Annotated in this window: 28 protein-coding genes; 4 read left to right on the top strand and 24 right to left on the bottom strand. The window is 59.4% G+C overall.

The window, feature by feature from the left end:
* The 22 genes from flbT to flgB all read right to left on the bottom strand — a co-directional run bounded on the left by flbT (position 1) and on the right by flgB (position 19,854).
* Positions 1 to 471 (bottom strand): flagellar biosynthesis repressor FlbT, encoded by a 471-nt coding sequence (gene flbT / locus DCO57_RS05420; RefSeq protein WP_116697850.1) that lies wholly within the window; start codon positions 469 to 471, stop codon positions 1 to 3.
* Between the two features lie 4 nt (positions 472 to 475).
* On the bottom strand, positions 476 to 826 hold the full coding sequence (flaF, locus tag DCO57_RS05415; protein ID WP_116697849.1) for a flagellar biosynthesis regulator FlaF: 351 nt from the start codon (positions 824 to 826) through the stop codon (positions 476 to 478).
* Between the two features lie 49 nt (positions 827 to 875).
* Positions 876 to 1,922, bottom strand: a complete 1,047-nt coding sequence (locus DCO57_RS05410; protein WP_116697848.1) for a flagellar hook-associated family protein — start codon at positions 1,920 to 1,922, stop codon at positions 876 to 878.
* A 4-nt stretch (positions 1,923 to 1,926) separates the two neighbouring features.
* A complete protein-coding gene (gene flgK / locus DCO57_RS05405; protein ID WP_116697847.1) occupies positions 1,927 to 3,417 on the bottom strand; it encodes a flagellar hook-associated protein FlgK in 1,491 nt (496 codons plus the stop codon).
* A gap of 44 nt (positions 3,418 to 3,461) precedes the next feature.
* Positions 3,462 to 4,751, bottom strand: a complete 1,290-nt coding sequence (locus tag DCO57_RS05400; RefSeq protein WP_116697846.1) for a flagellar hook protein FlgE — start codon at positions 4,749 to 4,751, stop codon at positions 3,462 to 3,464.
* Positions 4,752 to 4,918: 167 nt separating this feature from the next.
* Positions 4,919 to 5,389, bottom strand: coding sequence for a transglycosylase SLT domain-containing protein (locus DCO57_RS05395; protein ID WP_116697989.1), 471 nt, complete (start codon positions 5,387 to 5,389; stop codon positions 4,919 to 4,921).
* 61 nt (positions 5,390 to 5,450) lie between these two features.
* Positions 5,451 to 6,767, bottom strand: a complete 1,317-nt coding sequence (locus DCO57_RS05390) for a flagellar hook-length control protein FliK (RefSeq protein WP_116697845.1) — start codon at positions 6,765 to 6,767, stop codon at positions 5,451 to 5,453.
* Entirely contained in the window at positions 6,764 to 7,987 is a 1,224-nt protein-coding gene (locus tag DCO57_RS05385; RefSeq protein ID WP_205756087.1) for a chemotaxis protein, read from the bottom strand. The genes DCO57_RS05390 and DCO57_RS05385 overlap by 4 nt, the downstream gene beginning before the upstream one ends.
* Complete coding sequence (locus DCO57_RS05380; RefSeq protein ID WP_116697844.1) at positions 7,984 to 9,516, bottom strand: MotB family protein; 1,533 nt, start codon at positions 9,514 to 9,516, stop codon at positions 7,984 to 7,986. The genes DCO57_RS05385 and DCO57_RS05380 overlap by 4 nt, the downstream gene beginning before the upstream one ends.
* Entirely contained in the window at positions 9,516 to 10,154 is a 639-nt protein-coding gene (locus tag DCO57_RS05375; RefSeq protein ID WP_116697843.1) for a hypothetical protein, read from the bottom strand. Before DCO57_RS05375 ends, DCO57_RS05380 begins: the two co-directional genes overlap by 1 nt.
* The gene (fliF, locus tag DCO57_RS05370) at positions 10,154 to 11,800 is read right to left on the bottom strand and encodes a flagellar basal-body MS-ring/collar protein FliF (protein WP_116697842.1); all 1,647 of its coding nucleotides are present in this window, start codon (positions 11,798 to 11,800) and stop codon (positions 10,154 to 10,156) included. Before fliF ends, DCO57_RS05375 begins: the two co-directional genes overlap by 1 nt.
* Before the next feature lie 142 nt (positions 11,801 to 11,942).
* Positions 11,943 to 12,863: a flagellin gene (locus DCO57_RS05365; protein WP_116697841.1), complete on the bottom strand. Its 921-nt coding sequence runs from the start codon at positions 12,861 to 12,863 to the stop codon at positions 11,943 to 11,945.
* 588 nt (positions 12,864 to 13,451) lie between these two features.
* The gene (gene fliP, locus DCO57_RS05360) at positions 13,452 to 14,195 is read right to left on the bottom strand and encodes a flagellar type III secretion system pore protein FliP (protein ID WP_165814650.1); all 744 of its coding nucleotides are present in this window, start codon (positions 14,193 to 14,195) and stop codon (positions 13,452 to 13,454) included.
* Complete coding sequence (locus DCO57_RS05355; protein ID WP_116697840.1) at positions 14,192 to 14,692, bottom strand: flagellar basal body-associated FliL family protein; 501 nt, start codon at positions 14,690 to 14,692, stop codon at positions 14,192 to 14,194. Before DCO57_RS05355 ends, fliP begins: the two co-directional genes overlap by 4 nt.
* A gap of 31 nt (positions 14,693 to 14,723) precedes the next feature.
* The gene (gene flgH / locus DCO57_RS05350) at positions 14,724 to 15,428 is read right to left on the bottom strand and encodes a flagellar basal body L-ring protein FlgH (RefSeq protein WP_116697839.1); all 705 of its coding nucleotides are present in this window, start codon (positions 15,426 to 15,428) and stop codon (positions 14,724 to 14,726) included.
* Positions 15,428 to 15,964 (bottom strand): MotE family protein, encoded by a 537-nt coding sequence (locus DCO57_RS05345; protein ID WP_116697838.1) that lies wholly within the window; start codon positions 15,962 to 15,964, stop codon positions 15,428 to 15,430. The genes flgH and DCO57_RS05345 overlap by 1 nt, the downstream gene beginning before the upstream one ends.
* A 221-nt stretch (positions 15,965 to 16,185) precedes the next feature.
* The gene (flgI, locus tag DCO57_RS05340; RefSeq protein ID WP_116697837.1) at positions 16,186 to 17,283 is read right to left on the bottom strand and encodes a flagellar basal body P-ring protein FlgI; all 1,098 of its coding nucleotides are present in this window, start codon (positions 17,281 to 17,283) and stop codon (positions 16,186 to 16,188) included.
* 3 nt (positions 17,284 to 17,286) lie between these two features.
* A complete protein-coding gene (gene flgA / locus DCO57_RS05335; RefSeq protein WP_116697836.1) occupies positions 17,287 to 17,745 on the bottom strand; it encodes a flagellar basal body P-ring formation chaperone FlgA in 459 nt (152 codons plus the stop codon).
* 117 nt (positions 17,746 to 17,862) lie between these two features.
* Entirely contained in the window at positions 17,863 to 18,651 is a 789-nt protein-coding gene (gene flgG / locus DCO57_RS05330) for a flagellar basal-body rod protein FlgG (protein WP_116697835.1), read from the bottom strand.
* Positions 18,652 to 18,704: 53 nt separating this feature from the next.
* Positions 18,705 to 19,043: a flagellar hook-basal body complex protein FliE gene (locus tag DCO57_RS05325; protein WP_116697834.1), complete on the bottom strand. Its 339-nt coding sequence runs from the start codon at positions 19,041 to 19,043 to the stop codon at positions 18,705 to 18,707.
* 2 nt (positions 19,044 to 19,045) lie between these two features.
* A complete protein-coding gene (gene flgC, locus DCO57_RS05320) occupies positions 19,046 to 19,462 on the bottom strand; it encodes a flagellar basal body rod protein FlgC (RefSeq protein ID WP_116697833.1) in 417 nt (138 codons plus the stop codon).
* Between the two features lie 11 nt (positions 19,463 to 19,473).
* Positions 19,474 to 19,854, bottom strand: coding sequence for a flagellar basal body rod protein FlgB (gene flgB / locus DCO57_RS05315; RefSeq protein ID WP_116697832.1), 381 nt, complete (start codon positions 19,852 to 19,854; stop codon positions 19,474 to 19,476).
* Between the two features lie 182 nt (positions 19,855 to 20,036).
* On the opposite strand from flgB, the gene DCO57_RS05310 reads away from it, so the two are divergent.
* From DCO57_RS05310 to DCO57_RS05295, 4 genes are all read left to right on the top strand, one after another.
* A complete protein-coding gene (locus DCO57_RS05310) occupies positions 20,037 to 20,567 on the top strand; it encodes a hypothetical protein (protein ID WP_116697831.1) in 531 nt (176 codons plus the stop codon).
* Positions 20,568 to 20,575: 8 nt separating this feature from the next.
* Positions 20,576 to 20,944, top strand: coding sequence for a PilZ domain-containing protein (locus DCO57_RS05305; RefSeq protein WP_116697830.1), 369 nt, complete (start codon positions 20,576 to 20,578; stop codon positions 20,942 to 20,944).
* Positions 20,945 to 21,151: 207 nt separating this feature from the next.
* Entirely contained in the window at positions 21,152 to 21,871 is a 720-nt protein-coding gene (locus DCO57_RS05300) for a DNA helicase (RefSeq protein WP_116697987.1), read from the top strand.
* A gap of 223 nt (positions 21,872 to 22,094) precedes the next feature.
* On the top strand, positions 22,095 to 23,243 hold the full coding sequence (locus tag DCO57_RS05295) for a fumarylacetoacetate hydrolase family protein (protein ID WP_116697829.1): 1,149 nt from the start codon (positions 22,095 to 22,097) through the stop codon (positions 23,241 to 23,243).
* A 63-nt stretch (positions 23,244 to 23,306) separates the two neighbouring features.
* Here the strand turns inward: DCO57_RS05295 and fumC are convergent, their stop codons facing one another.
* On the bottom strand, positions 23,307 to 24,692 hold the full coding sequence (gene fumC / locus DCO57_RS05290) for a class II fumarate hydratase (RefSeq protein WP_116697828.1): 1,386 nt from the start codon (positions 24,690 to 24,692) through the stop codon (positions 23,307 to 23,309).
* A 25-nt stretch (positions 24,693 to 24,717) separates the two neighbouring features.
* Complete coding sequence (locus DCO57_RS05285) at positions 24,718 to 25,524, bottom strand: alpha/beta hydrolase (RefSeq protein WP_116697827.1); 807 nt, start codon at positions 25,522 to 25,524, stop codon at positions 24,718 to 24,720.
* Positions 25,525 to 25,874: the final 350 nt, after the last annotated feature.

The raw sequence follows: 25,874 nt of genomic DNA, 5'->3' as shown, positions 1-25,874 counted from the left end.
TTAAACGACGGCCAGTTGCGGGCCATGGCGGTACTTGTTGCCGGCCGTAACCGGGCGATGGGATCCACCGGCCTTCAATTCATGGCGCTTTTCGGCGACCATCAGGCTCACCTCGAGAGGGTACAGGCCGCGGACAATTTTCATTGCCTCGAACCAGCGGTCGGACTCAGCCAGGCTCTCCACTTCCTTCAGCCGGTCCAGCACCTCCTTCGAGGAGAAGGCTCTCTTGACCGACGCGAGGACCACGTGGAACATGTCCTTGACCGTTCCCGCAGACAGGGGATCGATGATCATCGTCTGCAGAATGAAGTAGAGCTGCCGAAGCGGAGTTGTCGCATCTTCAGGCTGCAGCACATGCGCTTCGAGCAGGAACACCGCATCGTTCAGCAGTTCGATGTTCGTCTTGCGTTCCACGCGAATAACCGCACCGTTCAGAAACAGGCGTTCGCCAGCTTTCAATCCGATTTTCATTGAATTAACCGTCCAGACTGTCGCGAATGATGGAGTTGATCTGAATGATGTCGGCGAAATCCTCCTGCTGCCACTGGCGCAGGGCCTCCACCTCCTTCAGGACCCAGATACCGATGGATATGAGATTTGCCCGAGTTTCGATGGGCAGCTCATTCTCGTCATCAGCCAGATGTTCGAGAAAATAGCTCCAAAGGCGTCGGGTATAGAACAATGCGTCCACTGCTTCCGGCGAACGGATCCCCCGCTCGCTGGCGCTGTTCAGCTTGTCGATGACGATCGACATCGCCTCATGTTCATTCAACCGTTGGTCGCTGCAGAGATCTTCGATGACCTCAGCATAGGACATGTTGTACATGGACCTCTCCAGGTTCAGATTACGAAGTAAAGCAGAACACTCGGCGTTATCAGATGTAGTTGAGTATGCTGAGACCCTGCATTCGGGCACTGACAGCATAGGTCGTCTCCAACTGGGTCAACGCAGTGTTCAGACGAACCGCCGTTTCCTCCGGATTCACATTCTCCAGAACATTGATGCGGCTGTTCAGGATGTCGGTTTGTACCTGCAGCCGTTCACTCGCCAGCTTGACCTGCTCCTGGACAGTGCCAAGTTTCCCCATTGTACTGGTCAGGGCGGCGATGCCCGTGCCAAGCTTTTCGATCGCCTTGTTGATCACGACCTTGTAGGTGCCCTCATCAAGGTTCTCGTTGCCGAGATCCATCATCAGCGTGTAGGCCTGCGCCAGATCGCGGAAGGCCTGCTCGTTGCCACTGATGGAACTGTCGACCGTCTCACTTGCCGAAATCCGGCTCACCATGACGCTGTCGGAGGCGGACGACCAGCTTGTCCCCCAGGCAGGATCCTGGAACATCGCGTCAAAGGCACCGGTCAGATATGTGGTCATGGCCGCAGGTGTGATGGCGGATACCGCAGGATCTGACTGGGTGATGCCGAATTCGGCGAAAAAGGCTGCATCGGCGGCCACCTTGTTCGGCGAGGCGGGATCGAGATAATCGGAGAACGGTTCCTGATCGGAATTGATACCGGCGAACAGGAAGCTGCCGTTCAACTGGGTGTTCATCCGCGAGACCAGCAGTTCCATGCTTGCCTGGGCCTCGGACTCGACGATTTCCACGCTGCCGCCATCCTCGCGCAGCGCAATCAGGGTGCTCAGAAAATCCTGGGCGTCGCTGAGCATGTCGCCCATGGCGGCCTGGCTCACGTCGAGACGGGACGTCGTCAACGCGTTGGTATCGACGATGCCGTTCAGAAAGTGGAATTCAGACCGCAAGGACACGCTCTCGCCGGTGCGCGACCCAAGATCCAGTCCGACATCGAACTTGCGTCCTGAAGACATTTCAACGCTGAGCTGGCTGACCAGATTTGACTGGTTCATGATCTGCCGCCGCGAGGCGTTCGAAATGGAAATCGTTGAGATATAGGTGGTTTTCATGACGTTACCTCGCTGCGGCCAAGAGATCTTCAAACATCGCGTCGACCGCTGAAATGAGCCGCGTGGCGGCCGAGTAGGAGCGCTCGATGTCAAGTAGCAGCGTCATTTCCTCGTCGATGTTGACGCCGGTCTTGTTGTTGAGATTTTCCGCCGTTCGGCCGAGAATCACCGTCTGCACCTCGACATTGCTGGTCATGGTCTTGCGGCCGCTTTCCAGCCAGCTGACCGAAGACGACGCAAAGCCGGTCAGAGTGTCTGACGCATCCAGCTCGACGCCACTGTCAAAGACCCTGTCCACGTCGAAAGCGGACACGAGCTCCTGCAGGCGGTCGGAATATCCGGCTGCGCCCGTTGTGTTGTAGATGTAGTTCGGATCTCCCGAAATGCCGCCGTCGCGGATGGTGTCGAGACTTCCGGCAGGCGTGGCATCGGGATCTGCATTGGCATTGACCACGATCTCGGACGCCAGCCCCGGTACGAGGGTGCTCGTCGCCGGAACCGCCGGTGCGCCGCTCCATGTGAACAGGCCCGCAAGATCCGGACCGCCGCCACCGCTCTGATCACTTTCGGCAAATGCCTCGATCAGGCCGCGGGCAACTTCGTCGAGCTGGTCCTGATAGGTCACCGCGACATCGTCGCGAAGTTCCGCCAGCCCGTGCAGACGCCCGGAACTGATCGGCATCATGGCGTTGGGCCCGGCAACAGGCACGCCGTCGACATACACCGCATTACCGACCGTCGTCGCGTCATAAACCACAGTCGGCTCGAAAGTGACCGCGCGTGCGCTGGTTTCGAAGAGAGTTACACCACTGTCCGTATAGACGACGATATCGCCATTGGCGCGATCCAGCGTCGTAATGCCGATTTCCTCCGACAGCGACAGAAGAACCTGGTCCCGGCTGTCGAGAGCATCGGTGACATCGGCACCGGATTGGGTGCCCTTGACGATCACGGTGTTCAGATCCTCAAGCTGGTCGAGCAGATTGTTGATCTGACGCACGGATTCGCCCATGTCCGCATCCGCGCCGGATCTCACCTCCTGTACCAGAGACGAACTCGACTGAAGGGTAGAGGTCATGTCCTTGGCGGACTGCAGCACGTTCTGGGCGAGAATGGTATTGTTCGGATCCGCTGCGAAGTTCTGCAGCGAAAGCTGAAGCTCGCCCAGCATTGCCGCCGGCGACATTTCCAGTTCCGTGTCGTTGATTGTTTCCGCCATTCTGGTCAGGCCGTTCAGGACGGTTTCCTGAGAGGTTCCGACAGAGGTGGAGGAAAGAAGTGAATTATACAGTGCACTGTCCGTCACCCGGACGATACCGTCGACGCGGACACCGCCGGACTGGCCATCCGAGGTGTAAACCTGGCTGAGAACCACGGATTTCCGGGAAAAGCCGGCATCCTGTGCACCCGAAATATTGCGGGCGATCACCGCGGATTCTGACTGGCGGGCTGCCAGCGCGGACTGGGCAACCTGCAGGGCGACGGACAGGCTCATGACTACATCTTTCCAGTTAACAGGCCAATGGATTTATCGAAGGGTTAGCGGGCCAGGTTCACGAGTTCCTGCAGCAGGTCGGAGCCTGCCTTGAACACCTGGGAGTTGGCGGTATAGGTGCGCTGGGATTCGATCATCGAGGTAAGCTCACTCGCCAGATCCACGTTGGAACTTTCCAGCGCGCCCACTTCCAGATCGCCCATTCCCGCTTCTCCCGGGAAACCGACCCGCACTTCACCGGACTCGAACGACGGACGATAGATGTTGCCGCTCAGGGGATCGAGCTTGTCCGGGCTGGCGACATCGGCCAGCGGGATCTTGTAAAGCGCACGACGGTCGCCGTTTTCATAGACAGCAAAGAGGGTGCCATCATCCGAGAACTCGACGCCTTCGACAGAGCTCGGTGCATTGCCGTCCGTATCAACGGTCGTGACTTCGAAATCGGCGTTCAGGTAGGTCGAGTCGGCCAGATCGATATCGAAGGTGCCACCGTTCGGCACGGCAACGTTGATCGTCGTCGGGCTAGCGCCGTCCAGGTTACCGGTGGTGGTGTCGAAGTTCAGGGTCTGTGTGCTCAGCGGACCAGCGGCGTAAGGAAAACCGCCGTTCGTGGAATCGGCAGAATCGAACACTGCGACTTCCCAGTCGGATGTCGGGGGGCCATCGGTGGTCTTGGAATAATAGAGGTCAAGTTTCACCTCGTTACCGAGGTTGTCGTAGACGATAAGCGACGTCTTGTGGGAATAGTCCACCGTTGCCGCCGATGCGAAGTCGACCGAAGGCAGGTTGGCGGGTGCGACAAGCGCCGCATCCTCGGAAACGTTCGTATAGAGCGTTGCCGTGCTCGTCGGCGTAGCCTCGAGCTTGTTCTGCGAAATGTTGATCGGCTCCAGGCCGCCGAGCCCGTTGGCCACCAGGGCCGGGTCGGATCCATCGGCAATCGGATAGCCCTGCAGATAGTAGCCGGCCGTATTGACGAGATAACCGTCTCCGTCCGGCACGAAGGATCCGGCGCGGGTCAGAGCCTGCTGCGAGGCTCCATCGGTGCCGCTGGAGACAATGAAAAACCCGTTGCCGCTGACGGCAAGATCCAGGCTGGACGTGGTGTAGGTCCGTGCGCCCTGATCCGTGATGGCATATTTGGTCTGAGCCGCGACGCCACCCGAATTGTAGGTACCGGATCCCTGCGACAGAACCATGGAAGAAAATTCCGTCATCGCCCGCTTGTAGCCGGTGGTGCTGGAATTCGCGATATTGTCGGCAACAGTGCCGAGTTTGCTAGACTGCGCATTCATGCCCGAAACGCCTGTGCGCATTACTCCGAAAAGGCCCATAAGAGGTCTCCTGTTTCCAGATCAACTGGACACAGTCAAACCGACATAACTTGTGCGAAGCTGTTCTCGGAAAATATTTATTCTTTATATTCAGATACTTAATTATATAAAATTGTATATTTCCAAAAAAAGAAAAGCATTGGCAAGAAAATGCCAATGCTGAAAAATCAGGCGCCGCAGAATTGCTTGGACTTACGGGTCCATTTTCCGAATCCTGAAGCAACCATGTTTCTGATCACCGTGCAGACATAGCGTTTTTGTGCAGGATCATTGTTCGGGCCTGCGTGATACCGTGCAACCGCCATTGTCCAGGAGCCCTGTCTTTGCCGCAGATCCTTCAGAAAACGGGCTGCATACTGAACGTTGGCACGCGGTTCGAACATGTGGTCGACGGAGCGGAACTGCTTTCCGTGATAATAATGGTTGATCTGCATGCACCCGATATCGATCAACTTCTTGCCGTGCTTGCGTGCAGAAAGGAAATCCTTCTTCGCGGCGCGTCGGCTCGGTGGAAAGACCGATTTGCCCTCGATGTTCAGTGCGTAGGGATAAAGCGAGTTCCGCCGGCCGGTTTCAGTCAGTCCGACCGCATAGAGGACCCCAAGCGGCACGCGGTATTTTTTCGCCGCCGCGATCATTTCCCGTTCGCAGACATTCTGAACTTCAGCGGCAGCCGGAAGGCTGGCCGTCAGCACGCCGCTAAAGATAGATGCCGTCAGAAAGACTGATGTCAGAATCGTTTTCATGACCAGCTCCCCTGGTTGTCTCGATGGCATTGGTGTCATTGGCCTGCAATGGCTCGCCCGAGCCGTTGCGGCCCGGTCTGTTGTTCTGCTGGTCGGACCCGCCTCCATTGAAGGACTGGGCCTGACCGTCACCGCCCGCAGACCCGTTCTGCCCCGATGCCGATTGGCCGTTCGGAGAAGCACCGGGCTGTTGGACCGGACGATCGTCCGCTGCCTGAACGGTAATCGCATCCGCCTTGAAGCCGGTAACGCGCAGCATCTGATCGAGGAGCTGCCGGTCCTGCTTGAGCAGCTCGGCGGTCTGCGCCTTGCTCGCCACCAGCGTCACCTCCACCGTATCGCCGACCATCCTGAGAGACACTTTCACGCTGCCCAGTTCATGCGGCGTAAGCTGGATATCCAGAGTTTTCAGCACCGGCCCTTCCGCCTTGGCGGAAAGTCCCTGCTGAATTGCTCCGGCCCCGGAAGGTATTTCCTTCACGGCGGCAACGATCTGCTCTCCGACCTGCTGGATCGGCGATAGCCGCAGGTTGGGTGCGAAATGGGTTTCCTGGCGCAGGACCTTGACCGTACCTGCCGCCTCTTCCGGCAACATGCTCCTGGCGGCAGACCTGCTCGAGGCTGCATCCGTGACTTGTTCCGGTTCGACCCCGAACTGCGCAAAGAGCGAGGACGCACCGACTTTTCCGTTGCCATCCTTTTCCGGAACAAGTCCGGAGTTGACCGGTGTTGACGCGGAAGACTGGCGTTGCTGGTCCTGCGAAGCCGGCACAACGGTCTGCCGGTTTTGACCTGCCGGTATCGCCAGAACCGTATTGATCGGCAGGGCGGTCGCCCCCTGCCCGGAACCATCCGGGTTCGTGCCAGCTGTGCCCATCTCCCCGGCCGTTGGCGCCGCGGCGTTGTCGCCATCGACTGCCGGCTTGGACAGAATCTTCTGGGAAACCTGACGCAGGGAATCTGCAAGATTGCTCGTCGTAAAGGAAACGAAAGCGGGTTTTCTGACGCCACTTTCTGCCTTGGCTTCACCGTCTTCGCTCAGCTCGCCGTTTTCTCCCTGAGCCCCCTCCGGGTGCCCCTCTTCCTCGCCGGCCTGGGCACCGGCATGTTTTCCCTTGCCTGTCGCGTCTTCCTTTTTCATTCCCTGCACAAGGTTGTGAAACTCCGCCGCCGTTTCCTGGGCAGACTGGCCTGTATCCGCCGCGCGGCCTTCCGGCGCGGAGCCGGACTGCGGCGCCGAAGGCGTGAAGGACTGGGTACTCAGCGTCATTTTTCTTCTCCCTTGAGCGCGAGAGACTTCTCGGTACGGCCCAACAACCGCTCCGCCAGCTCCATGTCCGGCGTGTACCAGGACATGTCTTCCGGATCGGCGATATTGCTCGCAACATTGAATTCGCCGATGACATTGTCCGGCGGTTCAGGGAAGTGCCGGATCGAATTGAAAACCGTGTAGACCCCGTCGAGAAGGGCAAGATCCTCGGTGGAAAGCGCGCTCTTGTCGATCGACCACAGAAGATCCCTGTTCTCCAGCATCATGTCGGGTTCAAGCCGGGTCGCGGCCGAATACACCTTGAGAATTTCTCTTTCCCGAGTGCCTTCAACAGTCAGCAGGAGAGCTTCTTCTGTCGATTTGCGCGCCACATTCAGATGTCCGGCGAGCAAGGCCGAGCGGGCAAGCCGCATGTAAAGTCCGCGCCGGGAATCCGCATCGAATTCATGAAGGATCGGTACGATAAGAGCGAACTTGTCCTCGCTTTTGACAAACCCGAGGGTATCGATCGCCAGCGCGAACCGCCGCCGGAAATCCCCTGCGTAGATCGAATTGCTGAAGCGACGCAGATAGCGGACACTCAGAACCCGGAACCGTTCGACATCCCCCATCATGCCGGCAACGAAAACTTCCCTGCGAAGAGCAGCTTCCTCCACCAGGGTGCCGGGCATCAGCAGGCTGGCAACCTGCAACAGCTCCATCGCCTTGGCCGGATCGGTGCGAATGTAGGGCGCGGCCTTCACCAGCGCGACATGCCCGCCAAGCCCGGGGGGAAGGTCAAGCGGATCGATGTTTTCCAGAAGATCCAGCATCTCGTCTTCCCGCCCTTCGATGTAGGCAAGCGATGCCTCCATCAGGTTCCGGTCCACCACGGGGGCCGGATCGAGGGTCAGGAGATAGCGCATCACGTCCGGATGCCCCCCGCTGAGCAGGTGAATGATCGCGGCCCTGGCGTTGCGCGGGTCCTGCCAGACTTCCACGGGCATTTCGACGAAGGCAACGTCCATTTTGGTCAGAAGCGACCTCTGGGCGAGCGTGGCGTGGCTGTTCCCCTGGGCGACCTGCTCCTGAAGGGACTGCAGCGACCTGACGAGTTCAAAGGGAAGAGGTCCGCCGCCAGCTCCCTGCGCCAGGGCCGCATTTATCGGCCCGGCGAGAAGCAGCACTGACAGGACAATCCGGAAAACCGCCGTTTTCAGATGCAGCTTCTTGCCCATCATTCCGCCCCTTCCAGAAGATAGATCTCAATCCGGCGGTTTGACGCCGCAAAGGGATCATTCGGGTTTTTCAGATGGCGGTCGGCATAACCTTCCACACGGTCGAACCGGTCCTTGGCCACGCCACCGCGCGTCAGCATATAGAGCGCCATATGGGCCCGAGCCGAGGACAGCCGCCAGTTGTCATAGGTCTTGCTGCGGAAGGGTCTTGCATCCGTGTGGCCCTTGATGACGATCTGACCTGGCATCCCGGCAACGACTTTGCCGATACGTTCCAGAAGCTTCACCAGTTCCGGACGCGGTTCGGCAGAGCCGATTGCGAACATGCCGAAGTTCTGATCGTCCGTCAGGCTGATCAAGGCCCCCTCGCCTTCACGTTTGACGGTGATCTGGCGGGCGGTTTCCTCCAGGACGGTGCCTTTCGTCGTTTCCAGGACTTCGGACAGACGGGCGACAATGATTTCCGCGTTCGACAGCCCTTCGACAACTTCGCCCGAAGCCTCCAGTTCAACCACTTCAGTGCCGGTATCCAGTGTCTGCGTTCCGGTGCTGACCTGGCCCATTGCCTGCGATCCGTTCTGAAGCGACAGTCCCGTCACGTGAGCGACAAGCGGATCCATTTTCTTGAAGGGGTCCGTATGAGGACCTTCGCCCAATTCGGCAAAGACTTCCGGACCGCTTCCCGAAGCATGCTGCAGATCGCCGTTCCAGGCCGCGTTTCCATCCATCTCTGCCGCTCCAGCTCCGCCATCCGTCTCTCCGGACAGGTTTTCGTTCTTCGTCACACCCCATGCATGACGACCTTCAACCTTGACCTCGCTCGGCCCCGTTCCAGTTCCCTTTTCCTGCATTCCTTCTTCCCGTAGAGCCTGCTCACGCAACAGCGGCGCGGCGCCGTCGACACCCCGTCCGGGACGGAATTGCCAGTAAAGCGGGTCGAACGGATCGCGATAGGCCTGTCCACCCTGGACGCCCTCATGTTTCTGCATGCCGGAACCGATGCCGAGCGGGTTGGCATCCTGCGTTTCCAGGACACGAATTTTTTCGGACAAAGTATCCAGAACCGCATAAGGGTCGGAAAACAGGATGGATTCGGCATGTATCTGCGTAAACTGTCCGCTGATGCTGCTGTCGCCCTGAGCTGGCGTTTCTTCAACTTCAACCGCCTCGTGGCCCGTTTTCAGACCTTCGCCGAAATTCGGGTCCTGATCGACAGGTTCGTCCGAGCCGCCGAGCTTGCCGTTGAACAGCTTCACTCCGTCACTACTGGTCTCTCCATCGATGTTCGGATCATTCAAACCCTTGCGGTTCGGTGCGGTCGAAGCGAGTTTGACCGGATTGAAATACTGGGCAACTCCCTTGCGCACGCTTTCGTCCGTGACATTGATCAGCCACATGACAAGAAAGAATGCCATCAGCGCGGTCATGAAATCCGCATAGGCAATCTTCCAGACACCGTGCGAGTGGGACTCTTCGTCCCAATTGTTTTTCCGCCGGACGATAACAATTTCACTCGGGACGCCATCGATCATCAGTCAGCCTCCTTCCGCAAATGCTCGAGTTGCCCGAGCCATTGCTCCAGACGGGTTTCAATTGTTGTCTCGTCGAACAGAGCGACAAGCTCGATCTGGTCCGCATGCTGGACCTCGATACGCTCCCGAAGGTCCTGAAGTTGCTCCATGACCATGGAGGTCAGACCTTCCGGCCCGCGAAGGCGGATCAGTTTGCCCTCACTTTCCTCGGTCAACTGACGCAGGTTCGTGGCGAAGGCCGAGACCAGCTGCTCGGTGATCCGTTCACTCAGAAACGGTTGGAGCAATTTCGCCAGGGAATAGGAAAGCCGCTGTTCCATCACGTCGAGAAACTTCTCGATCGCTGCGCTGACATTCGCCGACTCGCGCATGTTGAAACGGGTCATTTCGTCTTCGAGCGCCTTGGCGTGGGCTTCTCGCTCCCTTTCCAGGATCGCCTCGTAATGCGCCCGTGTGCGTCCGTCTCCTTCCGCAAGACCGCGTTCGAATTCGGCTTGCCGGAGCTCTTCCTCAGTCGGTTGCGGAATCTGGTCTTCCTCGGGCTCGAGGACATCGACCAGTGCCGGGTCATACGCGCCATAGGACTTGAATTTCGGCAACGAAATGACCGGGATGTGGGAAGCTGCGGGCATCGTCATTAGATACGCTCCGATTCATAGAGCCACTGGCGCAGGATCGCGGCGGACTGTTCCTCATTGAACTCCAGCAGGGACTCCAGTTTCCTGAGCGCAGACTGATTGCGTTTGCTGTTCAGGTCCTGGATCAGGTCGGAATGATCCGGCGGGACCAGGAACGCCTGGTCGCCCTCGGCATCCTCGACATGCCCTTCGATTCCCTCCTGGCCCATGCCCAGCTCGGCCATTTCAACCTTCGGCCCTGCGATCTGAGGGACGAGAGCGGAGACTGCCGGACGCAATCCGAACCAGATCACGAGCATCGACACGGTCAGGATTGCCAGCGCGTTGATGATATTTCCGGACTGGCGGAGCAGATATTCGGAGATGCTGATCGGCGGTATCGGATCCAGGGCGCGTCCGCCGTCGACAAAATCGACGATCGCCACCTTCACATTGTCTCCGCGAGACTCCTCGACACCGGCAGACGAAGCAACCAGAGCCTCGATTTCCAGCAATTGTTCCGCGATCTGCGCCTGGGTCGGCTCACCGCCCAACGACTGGACGAGACGTGCCCGATCGACAAGGACGGCGATGGAAAGCCTGTCAACCCGATAGCCGTCCTGGGAGGTTTCGATCCGCTTGGAGGAAATCTCGTAGTTGACGGTTTCTTCCCGGCGTTCGTTTTCCTCGGTCGATCTTTCACCATTTTCAGACGAGACATCCTCTTCCGGCAGGTTTTGCTCGACCGTGGTTGGCGAACTGACGCTGGAATTCTGGGCGTTCTCGTTTTCCCGGATGGTTCTGATGGACCGTTCGATGCGTGAGTCCGGATCGAAGATGGTCTCCGCGATCATCTTGCGGTCGGTGTTCAGCTCGGCGGCCACGCTGACCTGAAAATTGTCCAGGCCGAGATACGGCGTCAGCGTCTTGCGGATATTTTCCTGAATCCTGCCACTGACCGCCGTTTCAAGACTGGCCAGTTGCCCGGCGGAAGCCTTGGTCGGATCCTTGCCGGCGGCAAGGATCCCCCCGGTGGTGTCGAGGACGGTAACCTTGCTGGCCTCCATGCCCGGCACACCAGCGGCAACCAGATGGCGGATTGCATCGGCCGTGCGGATATCGTCAGGGACATCCGAGCGAATGACGACGGAGGCGGAAGGCGGCTGATGATCCCGGCGGAAAGACCCTTTTTCCGGCAGAACGATATGGACGCGCGCCGCGCGGATACCCTTCATGAGCTGGATGGTCCGGGCGAGTTCCCCCTCAAGCGCGCGCACCCTGGTGACTTCCTGCATGAAGGAGGTCAGCCCGAGCGAGCCCAGCTCGTCGAAAAGCTCGTATCCGGAATTGGCTCCTCGCGGCAGGCCCTTTTCGGCGAGCAACATGCGCGCCTTGGCGGTCTGCGCATGGGAAACCATGACCGATCCACCGTCCGACGTGATGTCGAACGGTATGCCGGCGTCCCTGAGCGCCGAACCGATCTGGTTGACATCTTCTCCTTCGAGACCGGTATAGAGGACAGTCTGTTCTGGCCGGCTCAGGTAGTAAGCCCCGGCTCCAACAGTGGCGATTGTGGCGAGCCCGATTAGGGCGAGCGCGACAAGTCTGCGCAGCCCCAGTTCCATCAGATTTGCCCAAAGTTTTTCGGCTTGTTCGCGGCCCGGCATGCATAACCCCTTGATGCACGTTCGTATCTGTTCGCCCCACTATCGGAAGTGGAGCTTGTGCGAGCCTGTCATGAGCGACGGCGCACAAAAAAAGACCGCGCCCCGAAGGGCGCGGTCCTCTTTTCCATCAGATCCGAATGGATTAACGGAACAGGGACAGGATGTTCTGGCTGCCCTGGTTTGCAATCGTGAGAGCCTGGATACCGAGCTGCTCCTGAGTCTGCAGAGCCTGGAGGCGAGTCGATTCCGCGTTCATGTCGGCGTCGACAAGCTGGCCGATACCACGATCGATGGCATCACGCAGGTTGGACACGAAGTCGGTCTGCAGGTCCACACGGCTCTTGATGGAGCCGAGCAGCGTGGCGGCGTCAGTGATCTGACCCAGAGCCGCATCAATACCGTCAACAAGGGCATCGATACTTGCGGTATCGGCATCGGTCACTCCGGACAGATCGAAGTCAAAGATGCCATCACCGGTGACGTTGGTCAGAGCGGCGAAGCCACGGTCAAAGTCCAGGATGCCGGTGCCCGTGCCGCCTTCATCGAACAGCTGGGTCGAGGTGATGTCAACGGTCGTGACCTGGATCTCGATCGCGCCACCCGAACGGGTGAAGGAGCTGACGATGTCCTTGGAAGTCACACCACTTGCGGTATCCCAGTTCAGCCAGTTTTCACCGTTGAAGACAGCAGATTCAGCAGTGGACTGAAGCTGGTTCTGCAGCTCCGTGATGTCGGACTGGATCTTGCTGCGGTCAACACCCGGAGTACGGGCAGCAACAGCCTTGGCCTTGATTTCGTTCATGACATCGACAGTGCTGTCCATTGCCGTGTACATGACGTCAACCGTAGCAGCACCGAGACCGAGAGAGTCTTCAACGGCGCCCAGGGCCATGTTGTCCGAACGCATGGTGGTTGCGATCGACCAGTAAGCTGCGTTGTCTTCCGCGCCGGCAACACGGTAACCGGTGGAGATGCGGTTCTGCGTCTCTGCCAGGTTGGCGCTGGTGCTCCGCAGAGTCTGCAGAGCGGTCATTGCGGAAGCGTTGGTCATCAAGCTAGACATGATATGTCCCTTTCAATGTTTCAGTAGATACTGGAATTGGTTGGGGACATGCCGGACTGGTACCGGCACAGCAGGAGCAGCGTCATGCTTTTGGACCTTCAAGTCTGTGCGGTCCAACCTGCTGTGATTTGAACCCTAGCGACGCAACCTTGCGCGAAGCTTACGTCGTTCCGGTCAATTCTAACTACTTCTCATTTTATCTCGGGCTCGGCCGAAAACACCGCCTTTTGAAAGCGATTTCATCGTACAACAGAATATCGCCAACGATAAAAAAAGGAGCCTGCAGGCTCCGTTTCTGTTTGCTGACAAACCCAATTTCATCATTCCGGACCAATGAGACGCAACTCGGGCGCCGATCCGGACTGCGGACATATTCCGCGCCGCAGGCGCCGCATGAATTGAATGATTGCAATCGCCTGTTTGGATTCGGTGCCCGCTTGCACTCCCCCCCAAATGCGCCGGGTTCCAGATCTGTGCGCAGCAATGCAGCATATGCCTGGAAGGACAATACTGAGAGCTTGTGAGCAAATTGAAACGGGGCCCGCAGGCCCCGTTTCAGTCTCACTCTTCACGGAAAAACCGTTCTCGTCAGAAGAAGGAACGCACCAGACTTCCGACCAGAAGGTTCCAGCCGTCGATCAGCACGAAAAACAGCGCCTTGAACGGAAGCGAGATAACCGTGGGAGGCAGCATCATCATGCCCATGGACATGGTGATCGTTGCCACGATCATATCGATCACGAGGAAAGGCAGCGCGATCAGAAACCCGATCTCGAACCCACGCCGGAGCTCCGAAATCATGAAGGCCGGAATGAGAACCCGCAACTCGACATCTTCAACCGTTTCGGCCTCGTTCTCGGTCACCCTGCCCGCGGCAAGGTCGTCGAACAGAACAAGATCCTCTTCCCGCACCTGCTCCAGCATGAATTCCCGGAAAGGCGTCGTGACACGCACATAGGCGACATCTTCCGAAATCTCATTGTTCATCAGGGGCTGAATGCCCTCTTCCCAGGCTTTGTCGAAAGTCGGCGCCATGACATAGAACGTCATGAACAGGGCGAGAGAAATCAGGATGAGGTTGCCGGGGGTCGTCTGAAGACCGATACCCGAGCGCAGGAAGGAAAAGGCGATCACAAACCGCGTGAAGCTGGTGACCATGATCAGGATGCCCGGAGCAAGCGAGAGCACCGTCAGCAGCGCAATCGCCTGAATGATCCGGCCGCTGGCACTGCCCTCGCCTGCCGGCAGCAACGACGAAAGGTCAGGCACCTGGGCAACCGCCGATCCTGTCACCAGGAACAGCGCGGCTACGGAAATCAAGATCCGGATCATTGAATTACCACCGACTCCAGAATGACTTCATGGATCAATCCCTTGGAGCGCGTCTTGGCTCTTTCCGTGAGATCCTCTTTCAGATGCTGGAGCCCTGCCGCGCCTTCCAGATGGGCAAGCGTCAGGGTCCGCAGGTAGCCGAGGAAATCGTCTTCGACCTTTTTCCGCAAAAGCCCCACCTCTCCCTCCGTCTCCTCTTCGAGCAGGACGGAAGCCTGAACCCTTATCCAGGAGTCCTTCGGAGATGCCAGATTGGTTACAAGCGGATCGAGTTTCTGAACCCGGGTGGAGATGGAAAAAGGCAATGTCTCGGAGTAGGACTGCTGCTCGCGCATCCTGCCCTGCACCTCCTGCTCGGTATAATCCACGATATATTTCGCGAAAACGGCGCCGGAGCCGCCGCCAACCAGCGTGAGCAGGAGCAGCGCGCCCAGAAAGCTGGACTTTCTGGTCTGGCTTCCGGCACCGTCGATCGGAGCTTCAATCAAGTTGGGCATATGGGTTTTCCCGTTGTTGCCGATTTGCGGATCAGAACGGCGTCACGATGTCGTAAAGCTGCTGCCCCCAACCGGGCTGCTGCACTTCTGTGATCCGGCCGCGCCCGCCATAGGAAACTCGGGCTTCCGCGATTTTGTCGTAGGGAATGGTGTTGTTGCTCTGGATGTCCCGCGGCCGGACGATGCCGGCGATCTGCAGGATGCGCATTTCATAGTTCACGCGCACCTCCTGGGATCCGGAGATGACCAGGTTGCCGTTCGGCAGGCGGTCCGTGACGACAGCGGCGACGGAGAGCTCGATTTCCTCGGAACGGTCGATGGAGCCGGAGCCGGACGAACCCGAACCGGAATCCAGGTCGAGATCGGCCGAACCATCCGTATCGGTGCCGTCGAAACTTGTTCCGAATGCCCCGCCGATACCGATATCGGAGTTGCGGCGCCGGTCCGAGCTGTTGTCGAGATTGGCCTTGTCGTTGATATGGATGGTGACCGTGAGAACGTCACCGATCTTCTTCGCTCTCGGATCGGCGAAGAAATTGTCACGGCCGCTCATCCAGAGCGAATTGTAGTCCTTGACGCCACCAGGTGCGAATGTGTTGAGCGGATAGACCGCAGGCGACTGGGTAGCCAGACCGTAGCCGACCGGCGACATTTCCGGCGCTTTGCCAAGGTCCTGCAGTTGCCCGGCACAACCGGCCAGCATCATCGCTCCGAAGGGATAAAAAAGGGCTCGCATCAAAAACTCCGCTGTATGTCCGGGTTGGCGATACCCATCATGGACTGGGTAAGTTGCGCCGCTCTTGCGGGATCCATTTCGTCGAGAATGCTGCTGGCAACACGCGCCTTGAGCTTCATGAGAACCCCGACGGCAGCCTCTTCATCCGTTGTCGACAGCTGGGCAGCGGCCGCTTCGGGACGCATCCGGGCGATGATCGAGACAACCTGGTCTTCGACCTCATTCAGCAGGTCTTCGCGGCGCTCCACCCATTTCTCGAATTCCTGTTCCTTGCGCTGCAGCTCGGAAATCCGGTCACGCAGGCGGGCTTCGAGGCTGATCATCTTCCATGTCTGCCACTTGATGCGCGCATCCGACGCCGCCTCGGCGATATTCTTGCAGTAGAGATCGCTGTCCGGCGGCGGCACGAGAACCTCCACGACCTGCGGTTTCTCCTTGGGTGACTGCGCAGTGGCGGGAGTTCCCGCGAATGCAATTGATAATGCCGCGATTGCCAGAAGGCCCTGTCTCAGGCCGCTGTCCAAAGTGAAAGGCATGAGACCTGCCGTCCTTTGTGCTGAACCAGTTTGAATGCACCATCGCGGATCGAGCTTGTGTGGGGCTGGCGAAGCCGACAAAACCGTCGCCCAGCGCCGCCGGCATTCGTTTGCGAGCAGATGGGTTTCCTCCTCATGAAAACAGGCCGGCGGGCCACCGATCGTTTCCGATTGGTGGCCCGCCGGCCTGGCAACACTGTTCTTGCTGGGCGTTCGGGACGCTACTGGATGACCAGTTCGGCCTGCAGCGCTCCGGCGGTCTTGATGGCCTGGAGGATCGCAATGATCCCCGTCGGTCGCAGGCCGATCCGGTTGAGACCGCGCACGAGCGTGGGCAGGTCCGTTCCTCCGACCATCGCAAGCTGGCCACCGCTTTCCTGGGCATCGACGTAGGTCCGGGGAACGACCACTGTCTCTCCCCCTGAAAAGGGTGTCGGCTGAGACACTTCAGGCGCTTCCGAAATCCGGACGGTGAGATTGCCGTGGGTGATCGCAACTGTGGAGATCTGGACCTCCTTGCCGATGACAACCGTCCCGGTGCGTTCATCGATCACTACCTTGGCCGTCTGATCGGGGCGGACCCGGATGGACTCGATCTCCGAAATGAAACGGGTCATGCTCATGTTTTTCGGCGGCGTCAGATCCACGGTCCTGTAGTCGCGTTCCTTGGCCACCCGAATGCCGTACCGCTCCTTGGTGTAGCGGTTTATGGCATCGGTAATCCGCACCGCCGTCTTGAAATCCGGATTGGTCAACTCCAGGGCAAGACCCGGGATCTGGGCAAATTTGGCCGGCAGATCGCGTTCGATAAGACCGCCGTTGGGAATGCGGCCAACCGTCGGAATACCCTCGGTAAGGCTTTCCGCCTGCCCGGCCTCGCTGAAACCCGAGACCGCGAGCGCGCCCTGAGCAACCGCATAGATCTGTCCATCGGCGCCAAGCAGTGGCGTGGCGATCAGGGTGCCTCCCGCCAGGGACGTTGCATCTCCCAGCGACGAGACACTCACGTCAATGGCGGATCCCTTGCCGATGAAGGACGGCATTTCCGCAGTCACGACCACCGCAGCCACGTTCCGTGTCCGCAATCGCGCATCGCGCACATTGACACCGAGACTGTCCAGCATCGACTGGAGCGATTGTTCCGTGAACGGGGAATTCCGCAAACTGTCGCCCGTACCATTCAGTCCGAGGACGAGGCCATAGCCGACAAGCTGGTTGTCGCGCACCCCCTGCAGACTGGCTATGTCCTTGATCCGGACCATCGCCGATGCAGGAAAGGCCATAAGAACAATCAGAAGACAGGTAAATAACCGGGCCATTTATCAGTTCTCCACACGGACTGTGCCGTCATTTTGCACCCGGCCGGAAACCACCAGTCCGCTGTCGACATTGCGGACGCGCACGTAACTGCCCGCTCCGCCGTTCTGCAGGGCTTCGGCCTGCATGACGATAACCAGCCCCTGTTCCTGGAAGACCAGGCGTGCAGGCTCTCCGCGGCGGACCAGAACGGGTTTCTCGACAGACTTGACCGGAATCGGCTGCCCCGGCAGAAGCGTCCGCCGGGCCACCATTCCAACCAGTTCCCCCCGATGGGTGGACACGGCGAACTGATGAGCAGTGCGGCTCGGAAATTTCCGTTCGATCAGATCCTTGTTCGAGATCTCCGAACCTGGATGGATCGTCTGTCGGGGAACGGGAAGTTCAACACTGGCCGCTTGCGCAGCCTGGCCGAAAAGTGCCGCCAGCAGCAGCATCGACAGGGTTCTGATCAGCAGGGTCATTCTACCGGACCTTTCCAGATCAGCCGGCCGGCCTGCAAACGCGCAGGATGCCGAAACCGCTGATCGATTTTAAGGTGCCAGAGCATCCTGGTTTCGTTCACTTGAACGCGGAATGCTCTAGCGGATGCCGTTGGTTACGGTTCCGGCCATCTCGTCGGCCGCCTTCATAACCTTGGAGTTCATTTCATATCCGCGCTGGGCATTGATGAGTGCCGTGATTTCCTTCACCGGATCGACATTCGAGCTTTCAAGGTACCCCTGACGGACCACGCCGAAGCCCGGGTCCCCCGGCACACCGGCCACAGGTGTGCCGGAAGCTTCCGTCTCGCGGAAGAGATTGCCGCCAACCGGCTCAAGGCCGACATCGTTGGCGAAGTTGGCCAGAGTGAGCTGTCCCAGTTCGCGCGGGGTCATTTCACCGTCGACCTTGGCATAGACCTGGCCGGATTCATTGATGACGACCTCGATGGTCTCGTCCGGGACGAGAATGGCCGGTTCGACTGCATAACCGTCGATGGTCACCAGTCGCCCCTCGGCATTCTTGTTGAACGACCCGGCGCGGGTATAGAGCGTTTCGTCGTCCGGCCCGGTGATCTCGAACCAGCCCCGTCCATCCAGGGCCACGTCGAACTGGTTGCCGGTGTTTGTCAGCGACCCCTGCACATGCAGCTTGCGGATGCCGGCTGTTCTGACACCGAGCCCCAGCTGCGCACCTTCGGGAACCGGGTCTTCACCACCACGGTTCGGCACGCCCTGCAGACGTTCGGCCTGATACAGAAGATCGGAAAATTCCGCCTGGGACCTCTTGAACGAGGTGGTATTCATATTGGCGATATTGTTCGCGACCACTTCGACATTGAGCTGCTGGGCGCTCATGCCGGTCGCGGCAATGGCTAGGGCTTTCATGGTTCGTCTCCGTGATGGGGTCCGCGTGTTTCAGGCGATCTTTCCCTTGGGGGTCAGATCGACATGCGGCTGATTTCCTGATAGGCGCTCACCACCTTGTCGCGGATGGCAATGGCCGTCTGCAAAGTGGACTCTGCGGCCAGAACGGCTTCCACGACCTGCTGGGCGGAAGCCTGTCCGTCGACACCGGCGATCGCCGCCGCTTCCCCGTGCTTGATCTTGTCGATCGCCTCCTGGGAGACCTGTGCAACCGCTTCGGAAAAACTCGGAGCGGCGGCTTCTGCGGCTCCGCCCAGGTCCGGGGTGCTCGACGAATAGCGTGTGACCGACGAGGCGTTGAGAATCCCGTCGGTGGTCGAAGAAGAGGTCAGCGCGGTAATTTCATTGATCATGGTCAGTTCCTCAGAAGATCGATGTTGCGCATAACCATCTCGCGGGCTTGCGTCATGACTTTCAGATTGGCTTCATAGGAGCGGTTGGTCTCGCGCATGTCGGCGAGTTCCAGCAGCGTGTTGACGTTCGGCATCTTTACGTAGCCGTTCTCGTCCGCGGCCGGGTGACCCGGCTCATATTCCATGGTGAACGGGGCCTTGTCGGACCCGATCCCCTTGACGGAAACCAGATTGGCCTGATAGGCGCGGCTGAATTCGCTTTCGAAGGTGATCGTCTTGCGACGGTACGGATCGTCACCGGCGGTCTGGCCGGTGGAGCGTGCGTTCGCGAGGTTTTCGGAAACGACGCGCAAGCGCTCGGATTGCGCGCGCAGCCCAGCGCCGGAAATTTGTAGGGAAGCGGACAATGGGTCGGACATGTTCCTGTTCCTTATGATTTCACTGAGGCGAGATACATGCGGTGAAACGACTTCGCGATACTGGCGTTCAAGGCATGATCGCGTGCGACTTCACCGGCTTTCACCAACTCCTGCTCAATGCTCACGGAGTTGCCCGAATGGGTAACGGTCCAGCTGTCCTCATTCTCAATGTCCGAGGAGCGCGCTGCCTCCATCGTCTGGCCGAGATGGCCGTCATGGGTCGCCGTCATGGCAAGCTGGGTCTGGCTGATCACGGATGTGAACGGCTCCAGGTCCCGTGCGTGGAACCCCGGAGTATTCGCGTTGGCAATGTTCTCGGCGATCGTCGCCTGGCGCATGGAGAGCCAGTCATTATTGTGCGAGACGAGTTTGTTCAGGAACACCGGTTCCATCGAAATCTCCTATCAGCTTAGGTTGCATCAAGGTGTAATCGGCCAACCTTGTCCGAGGCTGTTCCGCAATGGCGTCCGGCAGACCGCCCGCGCAAGCTCCGCGCAATCTTCAAGGTGCAAGCAGAAACAATGCGGGCCTCCAGTCCACGAGCCTGAATGCCGGCACCACTGGGGACAAACAGATGTTGAAATCCAAGCACAGCCTGCCGGACCGCCCGGTCTGCAAGCGGCGTGACAAGACGGTTACGCGGGCGGTGTTCCTGCCTCCGTCGCACCGGCAGGCGGCGCTTGCGGGAATTCTCCTCACCATGGGAACCCTGACGGCAGCACATGCACAGGCAGTGAACTGCGATGCCTATGCCCGATCCTACGCGGACGCGCACACCAGCAACGATCCGACGGGCATGTCTGTCGTAGACGGCGGAATGCGCGGCGCAGTCGCGGGAGGAGCCTGGGAAGGTCCGGGAGGCGCGCGCCGCGGCGCAGTGGCCGGTGGTGCCCTGTCGGTCCTCGACAATCTTGGAAATTATTCCGGCGGCTGGCAGGGCCTGTATGACATGGCCTACAGCACGTGCAGCAACCAGCAGTCTCCGGTGAACCACAGGCCGACAACGCTGGGAGATCCGTCCTACAGACCCGCTCCCATGCCGGGGAGACGACCCATTCCCCCGCTCCCGTCACAACCGGATGTTCCTTTCAGGCAGGACCCGTAAAAGACATCATGTTCACATTCCTGAATGCCGGCAAGAATTCCCTCGCCCAGGCCATCCAAAGACGGCTTTATCCCCGTCAACGCACACGCCTGCGTCCGGCCAAACTCGCCGCTCTCGACGACAGCTACATTTGCGACTGCATGATCCGGGATGTTTCCAAGGGCGGCCTGAGACTCGTTCTGGACAAGCAGACGGATCTACCGGAGGAATTCTACGTTTTCGACGCCGCACAGAAGACGCTTGCCCAGGTACAGCTCCGCTGGCGCAAGGGTCTGGCGGCGGGCGTCGTGTATCTCGTGCCCCCGGCGCATATCCGTCACTTCAGAAACAGCAGCATCAGAAAACTGGCTCACCGGCTCTATGCGCTGGATGGCTGACCGACCGGGCCGGTTCCGTTTTGCGAACCGGCAGGCCGTCTTGCCCGAATCGTCATCCCGAAATACGCTTGGGAAAGGCTTGGCCCGAGCCTCCCCCCTCCATTGGGAAAGTATCCGACATACGGGGCAGCAAACCGTCGGACCGTCCGTTCGAGCACCCGCATCAGGAGGGATTGCGTAAGCAGGCTCGCGATGGAGGTTTGCGAAATGAGACTTTCCGCACCGGTGTTCCGGTTGAAGCGACGGGCCAGGCTATTGGCCCGCAAGGAAAATATTCCTCTAGCCACGGCGTTGAACCGGATTGCCCGCGACGAAGGTTTCGCTCACTGGAGCCTGCTTGCGGCCCGTTCGTCCCGGCATTCGTCCGCTGAATGCACAATTTCCGGACTTGAAAACGGAGACCTTGCGCTGCTGGGCGGGCGTCCCAGGCAGGGAAAGACCCTTGCGGGGCTGAGGCTCCTGACAGAAGGAGCCCGGCAAAACCGCAAAGCCGTGCTCTTCTCGCTCGAATTCACCGAAAAGACAGCACGAGGTCATCTTGCAAATCTCGGTGCCGATCCAGAAGAGATGGCCGGGCGGCTGTCGGTCGTTACCTCAGAGAAAATCAGTTCGGATTTCATCATCGAGTATCTGGAACATGCCCCAGGCGGAACAATCGCGCTGATCGACTATCTGCAGATCCTTGACCAGCGCAGGAGTACGCCGGACCTGGCTGTGCAGGTGAAGGACCTTCACGACTTTGCCCGAAAGAGAGGGCACATTCTGGCGTTCCTGTCTCAGATTGATCGCACCTTTGATCCCGCTGTCAAAGGACTTCCGGACATGAGCGATATTCGCCTTCCGAACCGGCTCAACCTGGGTCTTTTCAACAAGGCCTGGTTCTTTCATGACGGGAAGGTCGGGTTTCAGACAAACCTGATGAGCTGAAGTTCACAGGGCCCGGCAAGCGCTTCGGATCCCGATAGCAACGCAAGCTGGCCGTGATATACGTTCAAAAACCAGTCCGCTCGCGGATGGCCACCGGAACAGACTTCAGTGGTATGCGGTCAATGTTCCACTCAAGGACCTGTGCGCTCAACGGCCGGCGGGTAAGGAAACTCCGACACTTCAGGCCAGACCGACAGACAACAAGACAAACCGGGGATGGAAAATGAGCTTTCTGAATAGGTCGGACCACGACGGGACCTTTCTTGGCCGTGTCTGGCGGCCAGAGGTGAGTGGTCCGGCCGTGGTCACATTGCGCGACGGACAGGTGATCGACATAACCTCGAAGGCCGCCCCGACGGTTCGTGACATCTGCGAAATGAACGATCCGGCCAACTATGTTTCGGATGCGACGGGCCTTTCCCTCGGCACGCTGGAAGATATTGCTGCTGCGAGGCCCGACGATCTTTCCGCGGTGCATTTTCTCGCCCCATGCGACCTTCAATCCGTGAAGGCCTGCGGTGTCACCTTCGCCAGTTCCATGGTCGAGCGCGTGATCGAGGAACAGGCGGCGGGCGATCCGCAAAAGGCGCAGGAAATACGCAGCCGCGTGGGCAACGCCATCGGCGAAAGCCTGCGCAACATCAAGGCAGGTTCGGAGGAAGCGGCCAGGGTGAAGGAGGTTCTGATCGCCGAAGGGCTTTGGAGCCAGTATCTGGAAGTCGGTATCGGTCCGGATGCGGAGGTCTTCTCCAAGGCACAGGTCCTGTCCTCCGTGGGGCCCGGCGCGGATGTCGGGCTGCACCCGATCTCCAGATGGAACAATCCGGAGCCGGAAGTGGTGCTGGCCGTTTCCTCGGCAGGCAGGATCGTTGGCGCAACCCTCGGCAATGACGTGAACCTGCGCGATGTCGAAGGCCGGTCGGCGCTGCTTCTTTCCAAGGCCAAGGACAACAATGCCTCCTGCTCCATAGGCCCCATGTTCCGCCTGTTCGACACCACCTTCTCGCTGGACGATGTCCGTACGGCCGAACTGGAGATGAAGGTCGAGGGGACGGACGGTTTTGTCCTGGATGGCCATTCCTCCATGCGGGAAATCAGCCGCGATCCGGAGGATCTCGTCCGCCAGACAGTCGGCCGCCATCACCAGTATCCAGACGGTATCGTGCTTTTCCTGGGCACGCTCTTTGCACCGACGAAAGACCGCGATGTGCCCGGCGAAGGTTTCACGCACAAGCCTGGGGACGTCGTGACGATTTCCGCCCCCGGTTTCGGCCGGTTGACAAATACGGTCCGCCTGTCGACCGAATGCCCGGAATGGACATTCGGGATCAGTCACCTGATGCGCAATCTGGCCCGGCGCGATCTGATCTGATCTCCGAAAGGGGCGGCCCAGCACCGTCCCTTTCTGATTGAGGATCCGAAGGCGCCCGCCCGGCTACAACGCCGGGTGGATCATCTTCGAAGGGTCCACGACCTTGTCAAACTCGGCCTCGTCGACATACCCGAGATCGAGGCATGCCTGCTTCAGGGTCAGGTCATGTTCGAACGCGTGATGTGCGGCATGGCTGGCCTTGTCGTAACCGATGACCGGGCTGAGTGCGGTGACCAGCATCAGCGACTGGTCCAGATACTCCCTGATCCGCTTCTCGTTCGGCTCCATGCCGTCGACAAGGTAGCGGGCGAAATTCGTACAGCCGTCTCCCATGATCCGGATCGACTGCAGGATGGCGTTGATCATCAGCGGCTTGTAGACATTCATCTCCAGATATCCGCTCGCCCCGCCGATACCGACGGTGACATCGTTCCCCATCACCTGGGCCGCGACCATCGCCAACGCCTCGCATTGGGTGGGATTGACCTTGCCCGGCATGATCGACGACCCCGGCTCATTGGCCGGGATTTTCAGTTCGTAGAATCCGCAGCGCGGCCCACAGGAAAGCAGGCGGATGTCGTTGGCGATCTTGAAGAGCGAGACCGCCAGGGTTCGCAAGGCGCCGCTGAACATCACCAGCGCATCGTGACTGCCCTGCACCGCGAACTTGTTCGCAGCGCTGACAAAGGGAAGACCGGTGAGTTCCGCAATCCTTGCCGCGGACCGTTCGGCAAATTCCGGATGGGTATTGATCCCCGTTCCAACGGCGGTTCCCCCCAGAGCAAGCGCATAGACGTCTTCCAGGGCGTGCTCGATCCGCACGATATCCTGACGCAGCATTTCGGCATATCCCGAAAACTCCTGGCCCAGGGTCAGAGGCGTAGCATCCTGCATATGGGTGCGGCCGATCTTGATGATCGCGTCCCACGCCTCCGACTTGGCTTTCAGGCTTTCGTAGAGCGTTTGCACACCGGGCAGCAGCCGGTGCGTCGCCTGGATGGCCGCCGCCATGTGCATCGCCGCCGGAAAGGTGTCGTTTGACGACTGGGACATGTTGACATGATCATTCGGGTGCACGGGATCCTTGGTCCCCAGAACCCCGCCGGCATGCGCAATCGCCCGGTTGGAAATCACCTCGTTGACATTCATGTTGGATTGCGTGCCGCTGCCCGTCATCCACACATGCAGGGGAAAATGCTCGTCCAGCTGACCGTCCGCGACCTCTTCCGCCGCCCGGACGATGAGATCCGCCTGCTGCCTGTCCAGGAGGCCCAGATCCAGATTGGTCAGCGCCGCCGCTTTCTTGAGGATGCCGTAGGCATGGATGAGTTCGATCGGCATCAGATCGCTGCCGATGGAAAAATACGTCAGAGACCGCTGTGTCTGGGCGCCCCAGTATTTGTCCTCTGGAACGCTGATCTCGCCAAGGCTGTCGCTTTCCGTGCGCATTCGGGTTCTCCTGAAGGGTGGCCTGTCAGGCCAGAAGGGTTGAGGTCAGGTTGCTGTCGGGAATCTGCAGTCCGTCGATGACGTCGAAATGGTGCCGTCCCGGCTCCAGATGAAAGTCCGCATTGGCCCAGGCCTCGGACAGCAGGCGGGACTGGCGAATGAATTCCGGTCGTTCGTCCCCGCCGACCCAGGCCACGACCGGACAGGTCCCAACGGGCGTCTTGAGGGCGGGGCTCTCCGCGATCGCGTCCTCTTCGCTCATGCGGAACGCGTCGTTCATGCTGGTATTTCGCAACGGACGCAGGTCGTGCAGTCCGCTGATGGAGACGACTTTCTCGATCCGTTCGAGAACCTCCCGGGAAAGGGGCGTGTCCTCGCACACCATGCGCGTGACCAGATGCCCTCCGGCCGAATGCCCCGTCAGCCGGATAGGCCCGCCGACCCGCTCGCCGGCCTTGCCGACCGCGAAACCAATCTGCCGGGTAATGTCGGCAATGCGAACATCGGGGGCCAGATCATAGCCGGGCAGACACACGGCCCACCCGCGCGCCAGGCTGCCTTTGGCGAAATGCGACCAGAACGACTTGTCGAACTTCAGCCAGTACCCCCCATGAACAAAAACAACGAGACCTTTCGCCCGGCCTTCCGGACGGAAGATATCCATGCGCTGCCGGTCCGTCTCTCCATAGACGATACCCAGATCCTTCTCGATCCAGGTTTTTCTGAAGGCCTGGGCATCCTGAGCCCAACGCTGCGGATAATCCGCGGCTCCCGCAATATGAGCCCCGTTGGCGTAGGCATCATCCCAGTCGGTAACCTGTGTCCCCGTCATTCATGCATCCCTGTCAATTCCGAAAACCGTTGCGGAGCACATCCTTGCAGATTTGTCTCGCCAGCGGAATGGATGGCGTTGCGGCACATTGACGGTCAATCAGGCCTGCCCGGCCAAATATCTTCGCAGCAGGCAGGACACCGGTGAACGCGGAAGGCCCACCCGGCGGAGATGCTCGAGAGCACGTGACCGGCCAGAGAGGCGCACTCGGCGCGCTCTTTCGGGCAGTGTTTCGCGTTTCCATGTACATTCGCCTTCATCAAGGAATCGACGCCCCGGCCGTTAAGAGCCGGCTTGGTTGCCATCACGCGCATGACCTGACGCCGGCCCCTTCGCCGCCATCCGTTCCT

The organism is Labrenzia sp. 011, from assembly GCF_003075075.1.
In the GTDB taxonomy this organism is placed as follows: domain Bacteria; phylum Pseudomonadota; class Alphaproteobacteria; order Rhizobiales; family Stappiaceae; genus Roseibium.
Note: the sequence above shows the minus strand (reverse complement) of the source record. Positions and strands in the feature narration are given on the sequence as shown.

Coding starts and splice junctions, on each gene's coding strand:
- flbT (WP_116697850.1), bottom strand. CDS start 471: ATGAAAATCGGATTGAAAGCTGGCGAACGCCTGTTTCTGAACGGTGCG.
- flaF (WP_116697849.1), bottom strand. CDS start 826: ATGTACAACATGTCCTATGCTGAGGTCATCGAAGATCTCTGCAGCGAC.
- DCO57_RS05410 (WP_116697848.1), bottom strand. CDS start 1,922: ATGAAAACCACCTATATCTCAACGATTTCCATTTCGAACGCCTCGCGG.
- flgK (WP_116697847.1), bottom strand. CDS start 3,417: ATGAGCCTGTCCGTCGCCCTGCAGGTTGCCCAGTCCGCGCTGGCAGCC.
- DCO57_RS05400 (WP_116697846.1), bottom strand. CDS start 4,751: ATGGGCCTTTTCGGAGTAATGCGCACAGGCGTTTCGGGCATGAATGCG.
- DCO57_RS05395 (WP_116697989.1), bottom strand. CDS start 5,389: ATGATCGCGGCGGCGAAAAAATACCGCGTGCCGCTTGGGGTCCTCTAT.
- DCO57_RS05390 (WP_116697845.1), bottom strand. CDS start 6,767: ATGACGCTGAGTACCCAGTCCTTCACGCCTTCGGCGCCGCAGTCCGGC.
- DCO57_RS05385 (WP_205756087.1), bottom strand. CDS start 7,987: ATGATGGGCAAGAAGCTGCATCTGAAAACGGCGGTTTTCCGGATTGTC.
- DCO57_RS05380 (WP_116697844.1), bottom strand. CDS start 9,516: ATGATCGATGGCGTCCCGAGTGAAATTGTTATCGTCCGGCGGAAAAAC.
- DCO57_RS05375 (WP_116697843.1), bottom strand. CDS start 10,154: ATGACGATGCCCGCAGCTTCCCACATCCCGGTCATTTCGTTGCCGAAA.
- fliF (WP_116697842.1), bottom strand. CDS start 11,800: ATGCCGGGCCGCGAACAAGCCGAAAAACTTTGGGCAAATCTGATGGAA.
- DCO57_RS05365 (WP_116697841.1), bottom strand. CDS start 12,863: ATGTCTAGCTTGATGACCAACGCTTCCGCAATGACCGCTCTGCAGACT.
- fliP (WP_165814650.1), bottom strand. CDS start 14,195: ATGATCCGGATCTTGATTTCCGTAGCCGCGCTGTTCCTGGTGACAGGA.
- DCO57_RS05355 (WP_116697840.1), bottom strand. CDS start 14,692: ATGCCCAACTTGATTGAAGCTCCGATCGACGGTGCCGGAAGCCAGACC.
- flgH (WP_116697839.1), bottom strand. CDS start 15,428: ATGCGAGCCCTTTTTTATCCCTTCGGAGCGATGATGCTGGCCGGTTGT.
- DCO57_RS05345 (WP_116697838.1), bottom strand. CDS start 15,964: ATGCCTTTCACTTTGGACAGCGGCCTGAGACAGGGCCTTCTGGCAATC.
- flgI (WP_116697837.1), bottom strand. CDS start 17,283: ATGGCCCGGTTATTTACCTGTCTTCTGATTGTTCTTATGGCCTTTCCT.
- flgA (WP_116697836.1), bottom strand. CDS start 17,745: ATGACCCTGCTGATCAGAACCCTGTCGATGCTGCTGCTGGCGGCACTT.
- flgG (WP_116697835.1), bottom strand. CDS start 18,651: ATGAAAGCCCTAGCCATTGCCGCGACCGGCATGAGCGCCCAGCAGCTC.
- DCO57_RS05325 (WP_116697834.1), bottom strand. CDS start 19,043: ATGATCAATGAAATTACCGCGCTGACCTCTTCTTCGACCACCGACGGG.
- flgC (WP_116697833.1), bottom strand. CDS start 19,462: ATGTCCGACCCATTGTCCGCTTCCCTACAAATTTCCGGCGCTGGGCTG.
- flgB (WP_116697832.1), bottom strand. CDS start 19,854: ATGGAACCGGTGTTCCTGAACAAACTCGTCTCGCACAATAATGACTGG.
- DCO57_RS05310 (WP_116697831.1), top strand. CDS start 20,037: ATGTTGAAATCCAAGCACAGCCTGCCGGACCGCCCGGTCTGCAAGCGG.
- DCO57_RS05305 (WP_116697830.1), top strand. CDS start 20,576: ATGTTCACATTCCTGAATGCCGGCAAGAATTCCCTCGCCCAGGCCATC.
- DCO57_RS05300 (WP_116697987.1), top strand. CDS start 21,152: ATGAGACTTTCCGCACCGGTGTTCCGGTTGAAGCGACGGGCCAGGCTA.
- DCO57_RS05295 (WP_116697829.1), top strand. CDS start 22,095: ATGAGCTTTCTGAATAGGTCGGACCACGACGGGACCTTTCTTGGCCGT.
- fumC (WP_116697828.1), bottom strand. CDS start 24,692: ATGCGCACGGAAAGCGACAGCCTTGGCGAGATCAGCGTTCCAGAGGAC.
- DCO57_RS05285 (WP_116697827.1), bottom strand. CDS start 25,524: ATGACGGGGACACAGGTTACCGACTGGGATGATGCCTACGCCAACGGG.